This is a genomic window from Spirillospora sp. NPDC052242 (assembly GCF_040679555.1).
In the GTDB taxonomy this organism is placed as follows: Bacteria; Actinomycetota; Actinomycetes; order Streptosporangiales; family Streptosporangiaceae; genus Spirillospora.
Window position 1 is genome coordinate 15,747 of sequence record NZ_JBFAUZ010000079.1, and the last position, 13,567, is coordinate 29,313.

General features: G+C 71.7%; 12 protein-coding genes. 10 read left to right on the plus strand and 2 right to left on the minus strand.

All coding sequences use genetic code 11. From position 1 onward, the window contains the following. Positions 1-64 precede the first annotated feature (64 nt). Positions 65-1,954 (plus strand): protein-arginine deiminase family protein, encoded by a 1,890-nt coding sequence (locus AB0L25_RS39070; protein WP_500178455.1) that lies wholly within the window; start codon positions 65-67, stop codon positions 1,952-1,954. Positions 1,955-2,109: 155 nt separating this feature from the next. On the opposite strand, the gene AB0L25_RS39075 is transcribed toward AB0L25_RS39070, so the two are convergent. Further along, positions 2,110-3,033, minus strand: coding sequence for a DUF6924 domain-containing protein (locus AB0L25_RS39075; protein WP_500178457.1), 924 nt, complete (start codon positions 3,031-3,033; stop codon positions 2,110-2,112). Positions 3,034-3,246: 213 nt separating this feature from the next. Between AB0L25_RS39075 and AB0L25_RS39080 the strand changes: the two genes are divergently transcribed. After that, positions 3,247-3,450, plus strand: coding sequence for a hypothetical protein (locus tag AB0L25_RS39080; protein ID WP_500178459.1), 204 nt, complete (start codon positions 3,247-3,249; stop codon positions 3,448-3,450). On the opposite strand, the gene AB0L25_RS39085 is transcribed toward AB0L25_RS39080, so the two are convergent. After that, on the minus strand, positions 3,447-4,394 hold the full coding sequence (locus AB0L25_RS39085) for a LysR family transcriptional regulator (protein ID WP_500178461.1): 948 nt from the start codon (positions 4,392-4,394) through the stop codon (positions 3,447-3,449). The two genes, AB0L25_RS39080 and AB0L25_RS39085, sit on opposite strands and share 4 nt — an antisense overlap. Positions 4,395-4,545: 151 nt before the next feature. Between AB0L25_RS39085 and AB0L25_RS39090 the strand changes: the two genes are divergently transcribed. From AB0L25_RS39090 to AB0L25_RS39125, 8 genes are all read left to right on the plus strand, one after another. Beyond that, positions 4,546-5,487 carry a fumarylacetoacetate hydrolase family protein gene (locus AB0L25_RS39090; RefSeq protein WP_500178463.1) on the plus strand — a complete coding sequence of 314 codons (942 nt, stop codon included), beginning with the start codon at positions 4,546-4,548 and terminating at the stop codon, positions 5,485-5,487. After that, positions 5,484-6,479 (plus strand): C-terminal binding protein, encoded by a 996-nt coding sequence (locus AB0L25_RS39095; protein ID WP_500178465.1) that lies wholly within the window; start codon positions 5,484-5,486, stop codon positions 6,477-6,479. The genes AB0L25_RS39090 and AB0L25_RS39095 overlap by 4 nt, the downstream gene beginning before the upstream one ends. Continuing rightward, positions 6,476-7,474: a phosphotransferase family protein gene (locus AB0L25_RS39100; protein WP_500178467.1), complete on the plus strand. Its 999-nt coding sequence runs from the start codon at positions 6,476-6,478 to the stop codon at positions 7,472-7,474. The genes AB0L25_RS39095 and AB0L25_RS39100 overlap by 4 nt, the downstream gene beginning before the upstream one ends. Then, a complete protein-coding gene (eno, locus tag AB0L25_RS39105) occupies positions 7,467-8,759 on the plus strand; it encodes a phosphopyruvate hydratase (protein WP_500178469.1) in 1,293 nt (430 codons plus the stop codon). Before AB0L25_RS39100 ends, eno begins: the two co-directional genes overlap by 8 nt. A 10-nt stretch (positions 8,760-8,769) precedes the next feature. Further along, complete coding sequence (locus AB0L25_RS39110) at positions 8,770-9,759, plus strand: fumarylacetoacetate hydrolase family protein (RefSeq protein WP_500178471.1); 990 nt, start codon at positions 8,770-8,772, stop codon at positions 9,757-9,759. A 208-nt stretch (positions 9,760-9,967) separates the two neighbouring features. Next, entirely contained in the window at positions 9,968-10,948 is a 981-nt protein-coding gene (locus tag AB0L25_RS39115) for a PDR/VanB family oxidoreductase (RefSeq protein WP_500178473.1), read from the plus strand. A gap of 112 nt (positions 10,949-11,060) precedes the next feature. Beyond that, on the plus strand, positions 11,061-11,990 hold the full coding sequence (locus AB0L25_RS39120; protein ID WP_500178474.1) for a VOC family protein: 930 nt from the start codon (positions 11,061-11,063) through the stop codon (positions 11,988-11,990). 235 nt (positions 11,991-12,225) lie between these two features. Further along, the gene (locus tag AB0L25_RS39125) at positions 12,226-13,374 is read left to right on the plus strand and encodes an FAD-dependent monooxygenase (protein ID WP_500178476.1); all 1,149 of its coding nucleotides are present in this window, start codon (positions 12,226-12,228) and stop codon (positions 13,372-13,374) included. Positions 13,375-13,567 lie beyond the last annotated feature (193 nt).

A 13,567-nucleotide genomic window follows, 5' to 3' on the forward strand; every position in this document is an offset into this window, starting at 1 on the left:
CGGGGCCGAAGATCTGCCGAACGGCCGATGCGCCGATACCGCCGCTCTCCCGAGGCTGGTCACCATGAACGATCACAAGCGAATCGCGCGAACCGGGCTGGCCGCCGCCGTCCTGGTCCAGCTCGCCGCGGGGGTCCTGCTGGTGGACGACGCCGCGGCGACGGGCGGCCGGGCGCTGCTGCGTGCCGACACCGACCGCGATGGGCGGCTGTCGCCCGCCGACGACGCCGGGCGCGGGGCGTGGACCGCCCGCCGCGGCGCGATCATGCTGCCGAACCTGGACGACGACACCGCCCACTGCCCCACTGCGGGCAAGGACGGCGGACGGCTGACCGACGCGGCACTGGCGGCGTGCAACGACGCGGCGGACTCGGTCGTCAACGGCGCGGCCGACGCCGCCGACCTCGCACCGCTGGAGATCCCCATGATGAAGGGGGCGTCCCCGTCCGCGCGGGCGGCCCTGATGCCCGACGCCCGTTCACGGGACAAGGTACGGATCTTCGTCGAACGCGGCGGGCGGCTCACCGCGCTCGGCACGGACGGCGCGATCCGCGCGGACGAACTGCGCCGCGGCGTACGGCTCGCGATCGAGGCCCGCGACATCGCCCGCGACCCGGCGGTGTGGACCGGCTTCGCCGACCTCACGCTCACGGTGGCCGACGGCGGCGCGACCCGGTCCGACCGGGTACGGCTGCGCGTGGCGCCGGTGCTCTTTCAGCACGACCTGCTGCCTCTGCACCGCGCCGTCGTCGCGAGCCCGAAGGCCCCGGTGACGCTCGAAGGCGGGACCGCGCCGGACGAGCCGTCCAAGGGCGCCCGGGCGTACCGGCGGGACCTGCGCCGCGGGCTGGACGCCGAGGGGCTGCGCGAGCCGTTCATCGAGTCACCGGCGGGCGGCGACCGGTGGATGGGCGACATGTACAAGGCGGGCTACGTCTCCATGCCCGGGCCGGACGGCCGGGAGCACCGCATCGTCGTCAACCTCAGGTCCCCGGCCGTCACCCCCGACTTCCCGGCCCGTGACCGTCCCCTGCGCGACGCGTCCCGGCCGGTCTTCACGATGCTGCGCGGGCCGGGCGTCGCGGGCGTCCAGCAGTTCGACGCCGGGGCGGTGGACCGGCCCGACGACAACCTCTACTACGGGTCGGCGAGTTCGAGCGGCAACTTCGGGACGATCCCGCCCTACGGGAAGTATCCCACCGGCCGGATCGTGTACGGCGGCGAGGGCAGGTTCGCGCCGGACGCCACGTTCGTCCGGATGCTGGAGGCGCAGGGGTACCAGGACCCGATCGCCATCGACTCCAGCTGGCTCGGCGTGGGGCACATCGACGAGTTCCTTCACTTCGTGCCCAGGCGCGGCGGGAAGGGCTGGTGGATGGTCGTCGCCGATCCGCGCATGGGCATGGACCTGCTGAGGAAGGTCGCCGCATCCGGTGGCGGCGGGCAGCGTCTGGTGCAGGGCGTCCCCGCGTCCGGCACCCGCTTCCCGGATCTCACGGTCGCCCAGGCGATCGGGAAGCCGGAGCTGGTCGAGGGCACCCGAGTCGCGGCGGCGGGCGTGGACCGGGCGCTCGGCCGGCTCCGCGAGAAGGCGGGAATCACCGAGCGGGACGTGATCCGCGTCCCGGGCCTCTTCACCAGCCTGGACGGGGAGGTCCCCGGCGACTACCCGCGTAAAGACCTGACCGCCGCCTACCTCCCGGGCGCCGCGAACGGCGTCAGCACCGGTACCGGGGGCTACCTGGCCCCGGCCCAGCACGGACCGCGGCTGGCGGGCCGGGACGTGTTCCAGCAGGCCACCGAGGACGCCCTGCACCGGGCCGGCGTCCGCGTCCACTGGGTCGAGGACTGGTACTACTCGCACCACGTCGGCACGGTGGGCGGCAACGTCCACTGCGTCACCAACGTCCAGCGAAACCTGAGCGGCACCACCCCCTGGTGGCGGCAAGCCTGACAAGAGGGCTAGAGCGTCTCCTGAGCTTCCCCCGTTGCACGGACATCGGCGGTGAGGTCGTCCCTAACGTGGACTGCTTGTAGCTACGCGGCCTCCGCCGTTGCCTTGCTCTCAGTGCGCGAAGCCGCAAAACGGCCCGGCGCAAGGGTGCTGTTTCAGGAGTCCTCCCACCATGGCCGGGCGCCCTCGCGGGCGACGAAGTCGCGGAAGTCCATGTTGGCGAGCTCCAGGTTGCACGCCATCGATCCGATCTTGCGGAGAGGAAGCACGGCGGGCCGCCCCGGGATGTCGTACAGGTCGACGACGGTCAGCGGCCGCCCGGGCTCAGTGAAGGTTCTGGTGTCGGCGAGCGCGACCAGCGTGGTGTGCTTCTCGGGCGGGACCAGTGCGGGAACCTGGCCCGGCTGCAGGTCTTCGAAAGCCCGGTCGTCGACGACCAACGCCTCCAGCGGCGGGTTCTCCACATCGTCCTCGTCAGGGTCCGCCTTGTGGGCCGCGTCCAGCTCGGCGAGCAGGCTCTGCCAGCCTTCCTCATCGTCGAAGGAGGTACGGACGAGCAGAGAAGCGGCCGTGGAGGGCAGTTCCGGGAAGGCCCGGTGCGACGTCCACACCGGCGCGGGGAACGCCGGTCGGCCCCAATCGCCCTGGTACATCCCGTTCACGTCCATGTCCTGCACCAGATGGTCGAAGGTGAGTTCACCGCCCGGCAACGTGGTCAGGACTTCTCCGAGGCGGGCCGACGGCACCCGGACGCCGCGGCCGGGAATCGTCTCCAAATCCACGAGCAGCGGGCCGCCATCACCGTACGCCACCGCACCGTCCGCCAAGACGACGACCGACGGTGCCGGGCCACCGGCCGGGACGAGCGCCGGCACGTTCCCACCGTGCAGGAAGTGCCACCCGGTGTTCTCGACCAAACGAATCCGTACCTCGCTGCCCTCGATGACGAGCCCATCGCCGTCGCGGCGCGCCCCGATCTCGTTGAGCAGGCTGCCCCACAGCGCCTTGCCGTCCCTATAGCGGGCGCAAACAAACAACACCTCGCCATCCACCGGCGCGGGAAGTACGGGAAAGAACATGTCTCACCTCCGAAGACCGCGGCCGACTCATGGGTGTCGGGCCACGGGCCATGGTGACCGCCGGGTATGACATATCCGGCCCTAAAGACGCCGGCTTCCCAGCCGACCGGGAAGCGCCCCGCGTTCGCATATACAGTCGGCGGCAGGTCGCCGACCCGGCTGGCCGTGACCGATGGCGGTGATCCCCTGGGCCTCGCGGGGCCGGGAGCGGAAGTGGTCACCGCCGGCGGCGCCGATGTCGCCGTCGGGCCGGACGGCACTGTGATCGTCGCGACGGCCGGGGACGATCTGGAGTCGCTGGAGCACCTCGACGGCGACCGCGCCACCGCGCTGCGAATGTTCATCGAGGGCTGGCGTCCAAAACCCGCTGATGCGCCCGAACTCTTCGACATCCCATGGACGCGCCTCGACGGCTAGTGCTTCTGGGCGTCCATGGGGGTGAGGGGGTGCAGGGAGTCTTTCGCGACTGTGAGCAGTTGTTCGCGGAGCCACGCATGGCCGGGGTCTCGGTCTCGGCGGGCGTGCCAGAGGACGGACTGGCGCAGGGGCTCCAGGCGGAAGTCGGGCTCGAGGAGCACGATGTCCGCGGCACTTGCCACGCGTTTGCCGAGGCTCTCCGGAACCAGGGTGACGAGCCGGGTGCCGGCGAGCATGAAGGGCATGGCCACGAAGCTGCTGGCCGTCGCCTCCACCTGGCGGCCGATACCGGCCTCGTCGAGGTCGCGTTCGACGAGGCCGACGCCTCCGGGGGGTTGGTAAAGCAGGTACGGGAAGCTGCTCATGACGTCGAGGGTGAGCCGTTCCTCTGCCGCCGGATGTCCTCGCCACACCGCGCCGACGAAGCGGTCGGAGATGACGGGTTCGCGGGAGCAGTCTTCCAGGGGTTCGGCGTCGACCAGGCGGTCCGGCAGGATCACGAGGTCGATCTCGTCTCTCTGCAGCGCGTTGAGGTAGCGCTCCGGCACGGGGGCGAGGTCGATGCGTAGGCCCGCGGCGAGCCCCGCGAGGCGTCCCAGAAGGGGACGTATCAGGGTGACTCCGACGTAGTCGCTGGCGTTGATGGTGAAGACGCGCTGGTCGTGGGCCGGGTCGAAGGTCGGGGGTCGGACGATGTGCTGTTCGATCGTCGCCAGCACGTCGCGTACCGGGTCGATCAGCGACTCGGCGCGCGGCGTGAGTTGCAGGTGGCGTCCTCGCTTCACCAGCAGTTCGTCGCCGAGGACCTTGCGCAGCCGGGACAGTGCGGTGCTCGTGGCGGGCTGGGACATGTGCAGCCGTTCGGCGGCCCGGGTGACGTTCTGCTCTTGGAGCAGGGCGTCCAGGATGACCAGCAGATTGAGGTCGACTTGCTGAAGATTCACCGGGTGCGGTCCCTCCTCGCGGCCCTACCGGGCGCTCGCAGGCCCCGATCGCGGCATCCATCGCCGCGGTGAATCGTAGCCAACCATGCTGTGCATTTCCGCCCGCCGACCTGCCTCCCTAGTGTCGGGAGCGACTCGATGAGGAGGCGCGATGAAGATCGTCCGCCATCGGACCGAGGACGGTCCGACCTTGGCCGTCGTGGTCGATGAGGACACGCTCGCCGATTTGCCCGTCGGCCTCGGACTGCCGGAGCTGCTGGCCGAGGAGGGTTCGCTGCACGAGGTCGCCGAGCGGGCTCGGCGGACGGGCAGGCGGCTGGCCCTGGCCGACGCGGCGCTCTTGGCGCCGCTGGATCCGCCGACGTTCCGTGACTTCTCGACCTTCCCGGCGCACACCGAAGGGGTCGTGAAGCTGCTCGATCCGGACGCCGGGATTCCCAGCGAGTTCTGGGAGATCCCCACCTTCTACTTCTCCAACCCGTACGCGATCGTCGGCCCCCACGACGACGTGCGCATGCCGCCGGGCAGCGAGTTGTTCGACCATGAACTGGAGGTGGCGGCCGTGGTCGGGCGTCCCGGCCGGGACCTGTCGGTGCAGGACGCCGAGGCGCACATCGCCGGATTCGTGGTGCTGAACGACTTCTCGGCCCGGGATGTGCAGTTCCACGAGATGCGGTTGCGGCTGGGACCCGCCAAGGGCAAGGACACGGCGACCTCGTTGGGCGGCTTCTTCGTCACCGCCGACGAGCTCGCGCCGCGGAGGTCGGCGGCCTCGTACGACCTGCGCATGGAGGTCCGCGTCAACGGCGAGCTCCTCGGCAGTGATCGGCTGGACGGCATGGCGTGGAGCTTCCCCGCTCTGGCCGCCTACGCGTCCCGGGGCACGGACATCCGCCCGGGTGATCTCCTCGGCTCCGGCACCTGCCAGGGTGGTTGCCTGGCCGAGCTGTGGGGCCGGCACGGCCTCGGCGTGCATCCGCCGCTGCGGCCCGGTGACGTCGTGACGACCTGGGTCGAAGGTCTCGGGGGCACCGCCAACCGGATCATCGAGGGGCCGAAGCTCCACGAGATCTCCCCTTGGGCGCAAGGATGAACGCCCGGCGCGTCCTGATCACGGACTACGCCTGGCCCGACCTCGCCGTGGAGACCGAGGTGCTCGGTGCGGCCGGCTTCGAGGCGGTCGTCGCGGAGAGCGGGGACGCGGGCGAGCTAGTCCGGCTCGCCGCCGACGTCGACGCGATCCTCACCTGCTTCGCGAAGGTGCCGGCCGCGGTGCTCGACGCCGCGGTCCGCTGCCGCACCGTGGCCCGTTATGGCGTCGGCGTCGACAACATCGACGTGGCGCACGCGACCCGCCTCGGAATGGTCGTGAGCAACGTGCCGGACTACTGCACCGACGAAGTGGCCGACTCGGCGCTTCTGGGCATCCTCGCCCTCGCCCGCAGGCTGCCCGCGCTGAGCAGGGACGTGGCCGCGGGCGGCTGGGGCGAGAGCACGCCGGGCACCGGAGTACGCCTGCGGGGCAAAGTGCTCGGGCTCCTCGGCCTGGGAGCCATCGCGCGTGCGCTCGCGGTGCGGGCCCGCGCACTGGGCCTGGAGGTCGTCGCGTTCTCCCGGCCCGGACGGGACGTCCCCGGTGTTCGTGTCGTGGGTTCGCTCGAGCGGTTGTTGGCGGAGGCCGATGTGGTCTCCCTCCATCTTCCGCTGACCGAGGAGACGCGCGGCATCATCGGCGCCGCGGAACTCGCACGCATGAAGCCCACGGCCTGGCTGGTGAACACCGCCCGCGGCCCGCTGGTCGACACGGCGGCGCTGCTCCGTGCCCTTGAGGACGGCGCGATCGGCGGTGCGGCGCTGGACGTCACCGATCCCGAGCCGTTGCCGCCCGGGCATCCGCTGCGGACCCGCGACGACGTCGTCCTCACGCCCCACACGGCGTTCTCCTCCGACGGCTCGCTGGCGGAGCTGGCGCGGCGGGCGGCGCTCAATGCGATCGACGTGGTGGAGGGGCGGCTGCCCGGGACCGTGGTGAATCCCGAGGTGCTGGCGACCCCGGCCCTCCGTCTTGGTCTGGAGCTTCGATGACGTCGGCCGCACCTCCCGACATCGCGGCGTTGACCGCCCACCTGGTCGAGCGGCGACTGATCCCCTTTCCGGCCGATGTCGACGTGCGGCCGCTGGCCGGAGGGGTCTCCAATGACGTCCTCGCGGTCAGCGGCCCGGGTCTGGACGCGGTGGTCAAGCGGGCCCTCGGGCGGCTCCGGGTCGCCGAGGAGTGGTTCGCCGACCCCGCGCGCATCGACACCGAAGGACGGGCCCTGCGACTGGCCGGCCGGTTCCTGCCGGGCGCGGTCCCCCGGGTCTACGACCTCGCGGACGGCTACCTCGTCATCGAACGGGCTCCCGAACAGTGGCGCGATTGGAAGCGGGACCTCCTCGCCGGAGTCGTGGACCTTCGGGTCGCCGAGAGACTCGGCCGGGCTCTCGGAGCGTGGCAGCGCGCCACCGCCGGGCTCGCCGAGGTCCGGGACGAGTTCGGCGACGTCACCGCGTTCACCCAGCTGCGCGTCGACCCGTTCCACCGGACGGTCGCCGAACGGCACCCGGAACTGGCGGAGGTCATCGCCCGCACCGTCGAGACGATGGCGACCTCCAGGGCCTGCCTCGTCCACGGCGACTACACGCCGAAGAACGTGCTCGTCGCCCCTGCGGGAAGCGCGCTGTGGGTGATCGACTGGGAGGTCGCGCATGTCGGCGACCCCACCTTCGATCCCGCCTGGACGGTCGGGCACCTGGTGCTCAAGAGCCTGCACCGGCCGGAGGCGGCGGCCGACTACGCCGCGGCCGCACGCGCCTTCCTCGCCGGCCACGCGGACGGGCTCGCCGGCGCCGTGCCGATCGATTCCGTGCAGCTTGTCCGCCAGACGGGCTGCCTGCTGCTCGCCCGGATCGACGGGAAGAGCCCCGTCGAGTACCTGAACGACACCGCCAGGCACCGCACGCGCGAACTCGCGTACCGGGTGCTGACCGACCCTCCCGCCACCCTCACCGATATCTGGGAGTTGCTCGCCCATGAGTGACACGACCATCGCCGGCCTGCTCGCCTGGGAAGCCCTCGATTCCCGCGGCAAACCCACCGTCGGCTGCGAAGTCCGGCTCGGCGGCGGAGCCGTCGGCCGCGCCACGGTCCCGTCGGGCGCCTCCACCGGCAGGCACGAGGCCCGCGAGCTGCGCGACGGCGGCGAGCGCCACGGCGGGAACGGCGTCCGTCGGGCGGTCGCGAACGTGACCGGTGAGATCGCGGACGCCGTCCGCGGGCTCGACGCGACCGACCAGTCGGGCCTCGACACCGCGTTGCGGGCGCTGGACGGGACGTTCGACCTCGGGCGGCTCGGGGCCAACGCGGTGCTCGGCGTCTCGGTGGCCGCGGCGGTGGCGGCCGCCGCGGCGCGCGGCGTGCCGCTCTACGCGGCCGTCGCCGATGACGGTTCGGGTCCGCTGCTGCCCCTGCCCATGGTCAACATCATCTCCGGCGGTGCGCATTCGGGCCGCTCGATCGACGTGCAGGACTTCCTCGCCGTGCCGCTCGGCGCCGGCTCCTTCGCGCAGGCGATCGAATGGGCGGCGCGGGTGCGTGCGGGTACCGCCGAGGAGCTGGCCTCCCGGGGGCTGCCCGTGGCGCTGGTCGCCGACGAGGGCGGTCTCGGACCGGTGCTGCCGACCAATCGGACCGCGCTGGACGTGCTCGTCGCCGGTATCGAACGCGCCGGCCTGCGCTCCGGCGAGGACGTCGGTATGGCGATCGACGTCGCGGCGACCCAGTTCGTCCGGGCGGACGGCCGCTATGTCCTCACCGCCGAGGACCGGGTCCTGGACTCGGCGGAGCTGGTCGAGGAACTCGTCGCCTGGTGCGAGGAGTACCCGATCGTCTCCCTCGAGGACGTCCTGGCCGAGGACGACTGGGACGGCTGGCGGAACGGCACCCGGCGCCTGCGGGGGCGGCAACTGCTGGGCGACGACCTGTTCGTCACCGACCCGGAGCGTCTGAAGCGCGGCATCCGGGAGGGGGTGGCCAACGCCGTCCTGGTCAAACCCAACCAGATCGGCACCTTGGACACCGCCCGGTCCGTCGTCCGCCGCGCACATGGCGCGGGTTACGCCACCGTGTTGTCCGCACGCTCCGGCGAGACCGAGGACGACTGGCTCGCCGACCTCGCCGTCGGCTGGCGCACGGGCCAGATCAAGGTCGGCTCCACCACCCGCTCCGAGCGGACCGCGAAGTGGAACCGGCTGCTCCGGATCGAGACCGAGCTGGGCGACCGCGCCGACTACGCGGGCCGCGCGGCGATCTCCGTCTCGTCATGACCATCGCGAAGTGGAGGACGCCCTGATGGAACGGCGCGTGGACGGCTGGGCTCTGGGCCGTTTCGACGACGGTGCGACCACGTTCGCCGGGCTGGTGACCGGAGACCGTGTCCTACGCCTGCAGCCGGACGGCTTGGTCGAGGGCGAGGCGACGATCCAGGCGCTGCTCGATGACTGGCCCTCCGTGCACCCGAGGCTGGAATCGCTCGCCGCCGCGACCTCCCCGGACGACGGGATTCCGCTCGCCTCGCTCCGCACCCTCGCGCCCGTGGAGCCGCGCCAGATCTTCCAGGCGGGCGCGAACTACCGCTCCCACGTCGCCGAGATCATCGTCTCGGGACGCCGCCCGGACGATCGCCGCTCCGCGGCCGAGCTGCGGCGCGAGGCCGAGGCGATGATGGACGAGCGCGCCCGCACCGGCAGCCCGTTCTTCTTCAGCGGCCTGCCCGCGGCGATCTGCGGCCCCGATGACGACGTCGTCCTCCCGGCGGAGGCCGCGCAGGTCGACTGGGAGGCCGAACTGGCCGCCGTCATCGGCAAGGTCGCGCGCCGGGTCCCCCGTGACGCGGCGATGGAGCATGTCGCGGGCTACACGGTCTGCAACGACATCAGTGCGCGGGACCTGCAGTTCCCCGCCGAGCACCGGCCGCTCGGGGGCGACTGGGTGCGGGCCAAGAACCGCCCGACGTTCCTGCCGACCGGCCCGTTCCTCGTTCCCGCCGACCAGGTGCCCGATCACCGGACCATTGAGATCACCTTCGATCTCAACGGCGACCGCATGCAGCGGGACGTGCCCGGCAACATGCTGTTCGATCTGCCGACGCTCATCGCGCAGGCGTCGGCCGCCACGACGCTCTTCCCCGGCGACCTGATCCTCACCGGCAGCCCCGCGGGCAACGGGGGGCATTGGAAGCGGTGGCTGCGACCGGGCGACGTCATGCACACCGCCATCGCCGGGCTCGGCTCCCAGCGCAACGTCTGCATCCGGGAGCAACCCTGACGACGCCCGCGGTCGACGTGCACGCCCACGCCCTGATCCCCTCCGCCGAGGCCCTCGCCCGAACGGCTCGTCGGGAGTTCGCATCGCGCCTACGCCGACCTGACGGCTCCGGCGGACGGGCGCGGCGGCCCCATCGACTTCCCCGGCGCGCCGGCCGGCATGGTCGCCCGCAACGGCGGCCGGCCGTCGACCCGCCTCGCCCGAGCCGGTGAACGCGCTGCCCACGGGTGGTCGTGGACCGGCCGTCGGGTCGCCCGGACGGGCGCTGGTCGTCGTCGCGAAGCGACCGGTCGACGGGCGCACCGTCGAGGTCGTCCTCGCGCGAGACGACGGCGGCCCGCTCCCCCGCTGGGCGCCGGGCGCGCACATCGACCTCGTCCTTCCGGGCGGCCTCGTACGGCCGTACTCGCTCTGCGGCGATCCCGACGACCGCACGTCCTGGCGCCTGCTGGTCCGCCGGCGTCCCCCGGGCCAGGACGGCAAGAGCACCTCGGGCCACGTCCACGACGAACTGCGCGTCGGGGACACGGTCCACGTGCGCGGCCCGCGCGACCTGTTCGGCCTGGCCACGGACCCCCGTCACCTCTTCCTCGGCGCGGGCGCGGGCATCGCTCCGCTGCTCCCGATGGCACGCCGGGTCCGCTCGGCCCGCATCTACCCCTGGTCACTGCGCCACCTCGAACGGCAGGCAGAACCGTCGAGGCTGGTGGCCGAAGTCGACTCTCTCGGCCCGGACGCACGGACCGTCACCGACATCGCCGACATCGAGGCCGCGATCGCGGCGGCCCCGCCCGGCACCGCGGTGTACGCCTGCGGGAGCGACCGCTTCGTCGCCGCGGTGCGGGAGCTCGTGCCCGCCGGGGCGGGGCTCGCCCTGCACTGCCAGCGCTTCGCGCACGTCCGGCCCGCCGCCGGCGACCTGCCCGGGTGCGAGCTCGTCCTGGCGCGCCGCGGTGACCGGGTTCCGGTACCGCCGGGGACGTCGGTGCTCGAGGCGCTGCGCGACGCCGGCGTCGACGTCCCGCTGTCCTGCGGCTCGGACGTCTGCGGCGCGTGCGTCATCCCGGTTCTCGACGGACGCGTCCGGCATCGTGACGCCGTCCTGACCGATGAGGAGCGCGCCGCGGGGCGTTGGATCGTCACGTGCGTCTCCGGTGGCGACTCCCCGACTCTGGTCCTCGATCTGTGACCTGGGTCATTCACATCGCGAATTCGAGCCATCCGGACGGCGCATTTCCGCCCGGCTCGGGCGGACTTTAACGTCGATGACACAGCGTGTTCACCGACCAATGGAGAACGTCATGAGCGGCTTGATCGCCAAGCTGGGCTACGTCGGGGTGACCACCCCGCGTCACGAAGAGGTCCGCACCTGGGCGCCCGAGGTGCTCGGCTGCATGCTGGGCCCGGACGGTGACGACGGTGCGGTGCGCGTGAAGATCGACGACGCCGACTACCGGCTCTCGTTCCATCCGGGAGACGAGTACAAGCTCGCCTACGTCGGGTACGAGGTGCTGTCGCACCGCGACCTCGACGCCGCCGTCCAGCGGCTGGAGGGCGCCGGCGCCAAGCCGCGGTTCGCCGATGAGGCGACGGCGCGGGCCCGCGGCGTCAAGCACCTGGTGCAATTCGAGGACCCCTTCGGCCAGCCGCACGAACTGTTCTCCTACCAGGAGTCGAACTACCGGGTCTGGGAACCGCCGCGGCAGCACGCCGGATTCGTCACCGGCGACCAGGGACTCGGCCACGTCGTCTTCGCCGTCCCCGACGTCCGCAAGGCCGTCGACTTCTACATCGACGCGCTGGGGTTCCTCACCAGCGACATCATCACCCTGCGCGAGCCGCTCGGGGAGATGTGGTTCCTGCGGGCCAACCCGCGCCACCACAGCGTCGCCTTCCTGGAGGTGCCCAACTCGCTGGGGCTGCACCACGTCTACCTGGAGTCGGTCGATCTCGACGACGTCGGCTACTCCTACTTCGACGTCCTCGGCGGCGACGCGAACCCCGACCTGCTCATGAACCTGGGCCGGCACATCGGGGACCAGGTCGTCTCGTACTACGTCCGCTCCCCCGGCGGCTACTTCCTCGAGTACGGCTGGGGCGGGCTGGCCATCGACGACCTCGAGCGGCGCTCACCGCACAACATCAACGTGCGCCAGGGAAAGCGCCCCGAGATGTGGGGCCACGAGTTCCGCATGCAGCCGAACGAAGCCGTCCACCCGTACAAGGCCTGACGGGCGGAAAGGTCGAAGTGATGCGCCCGACCGTGGTGGCGAGCGGCTCGGCCGCATCCTCGACGCGCTCACCGGAACCGTCGGCGCTCGTGGCCTCGGAATCTCGGGGACACCGACTGACCACGTCCACGCCGTCGCCCCGCAGCGAGCGCTGCGGGCTCCGACCGGATCGACCGCACGGCGCCGTCCCGCGCCAACTGACAGATCATCCCATCAACGCAGATCGCGAGACGTCATGAAGGTTCTCATCGTCGGGGGCGGCATCACCGGCACCAGCCTGGCCGTCCTGCTCGCACGGGCGGGCGTGACGGTCGAGCTGGCCGAACTCAAACCCGACTGGAGCGCGCTCGGTTCCGGCATCACCCTGCAGGGCAATGCTCTTCGCGTCCTACGTGAACTGGGCGTCTGGGAACAGGTCCGCGACAAGGGCCACCCCTTCGACTCCATCGGCATCCGCACCCCGAACGGAGACCTCCTGGTCGAGAACGACGACATCAGGTCCGGCGGACCCGACCTGCCCGCCACCCTCGGCATGTACCGCCCGGACCTGTGCGCCGTCCTCGTCGACGCCGCCGAACGCGCCGGCGCGCGGCTCATGCTCGGCCGCACCGTCACGTCCGTGGACCCGGTCACGTTCGCCGACGGCTCCACCAGGAAGTACGACCTCGTCATCGGAGCCGACGGGATCCGGTCGTCGGTCCGGGGGATGCTCGGCATCGACGTCCAGCCCCGACCGGTCGGCATGGGCGCCTGGCGGGTCCACACGCGGCGCCCCGACAGCGTGCGACGCACCGAACTCATGTACGGCGGCCCCTGCTACATCGCCGGCTACTGTCCCACCGGCCAAGACAGCATCTACGCCTACCTCGTCGAGCAGCCCAGGGACAAGACGACGCTTCCCGACGACCGCCTGGCCGAGATCATGCGGGAACTGGCCGAACCGTACGGCGGCGCCTGGAACGACATCAAGCCGCACATCACCGCCTCCGCCCCGATCAACTACACCTGGTTCGAGTCGCTGCTGGTCGAAGGGCCCTGGAATCGCGGGAACGTGATGCTCATCGGCGACGCCGTCCACGCCTGCCCGCCCACTCTCGCCCAGGGCGCCGCCCAATGCCTGGAGGACTCTCTCGTCCTCGCCGAACTCCTCCTCGCCCGGGGCACGATCGACCAAGCCCTGTTCGACTCGTTCACCGACCGCCGCATCGACCGCATCCGCACCGTCGTGGAGACCTCTCCAGATCGCACGCTGGCAGATGGAGCCCGGCCCGGACGCCGACATCCCCGGCGCGATGCATCGCGTGGCGACCATGATGAGCGAACGTCCGTAGCAGTGAGGTCACGCCGGGGCACAGCAGCGAGAACAGCCGCAGCCTCCGCCTAAGGCAGCTGTACGACGAGCGTTGCCGCTGCACCTGGACGACACCAACGTGGCCTGGCGGGCGCGTCGGGAGTGCAGCGCTGCCGGTTGATCAGAGCGTTTCGCCGTAGTCGGGAAACGCAACGGGGGCCCCGGCGCCGATTGCGGCGCCGGGGCCCAGAGGTACAACACCATCTACCCGGCCTCGGAAGGCCGG